At 74.6% G+C, this 874-nt stretch carries 1 protein-coding gene; it reads left to right on the top strand.

Annotated elements, in window-relative coordinates; all coding sequences use genetic code 11:
• Positions 1-874, top strand: an 874-nt coding sequence (locus C667_RS23445) for a 3'-5' exonuclease (protein WP_004390800.1), incomplete at both ends; no start/stop codon positions are given.

The raw sequence follows: 874 nt of genomic DNA, 5'->3' as shown, positions 1-874 counted from the left end.
CCGGCCGACATCGCCGTGCTGGTGCGCACCGGGCGCGAGGCCGCCGAGGTGCGGCGCGCGCTGCGCCGGCGCGGCGTGGCCTCGGTCTATCTGTCGGACAAGGACTCGGTCTTCGCCAGCGACGAGGCGCGCGACCTGCTGCACTGGCTGCGCGCGGCGGCCTCGCCGCTCGACGCCCGCCTGGTGCGCGCCGCGCTCGCCACCCGCACGGTGGGCCTGTCGATCGCCGAGCTGGCCTGGCTGGCGAGCTCGGACGCGGCCTTCGACACGCGCAGCGAACAGTTCCGCGCGCTGCACACCGCCTGGCGCGAGCTCGGCGTGCTCACCATGCTGCGGCGCAGCCTGCACCTGCTCGAGCTGCCCGCGCGCTGGCTGGCCGAGCCCGAGGGCGAGCGCCGCCTCACCAACTTCCTGCATCTGGCCGAGCTGCTGCAGCAGGCCAGCGCCACACTCGAGGGCGAGGCCGCGCTGGTGCGCTGGCTGGCGATGGCGATCGAGGCCGGCGGCAGCGGCGCCGGCGAGGAGCAGGTGGTGCGCCTGGAGAGCGACGCCGACCTCGTCAAGGTGGTCACGGTGCACAAGAGCAAGGGCCTCGAATACCCGCTGGTCTGCCTGCCGTTCGCCACCAGCTTCCGCGCGGTGGAGCGCAAGACCGCGCGCTACCTCAAGCTCGCCGACGCCGACGGCCGGCGCCAGCTCAAGCTCGACTACGACGACGCCGACCTGCGACGCGCCGAGGCCGAGCGCCTGCGCGAGGACCTGCGCCTGTTCTACGTCGCGCTCACGCGCGCCCGCCACGCGCTGTGGATGGGCTTCGCCGCGGTGAAGATCGGCAACGGCAAGGCCTGCCAGACCCATCGCAGCGCGCCCGGGC

The organism is Thauera phenylacetica B4P, assembly GCF_000310225.1.
GTDB lineage: Bacteria > Pseudomonadota > Gammaproteobacteria > Burkholderiales > Rhodocyclaceae > Thauera > Thauera phenylacetica.
Note: the sequence above shows the minus strand (reverse complement) of the source record. Positions and strands in the feature narration are given on the sequence as shown.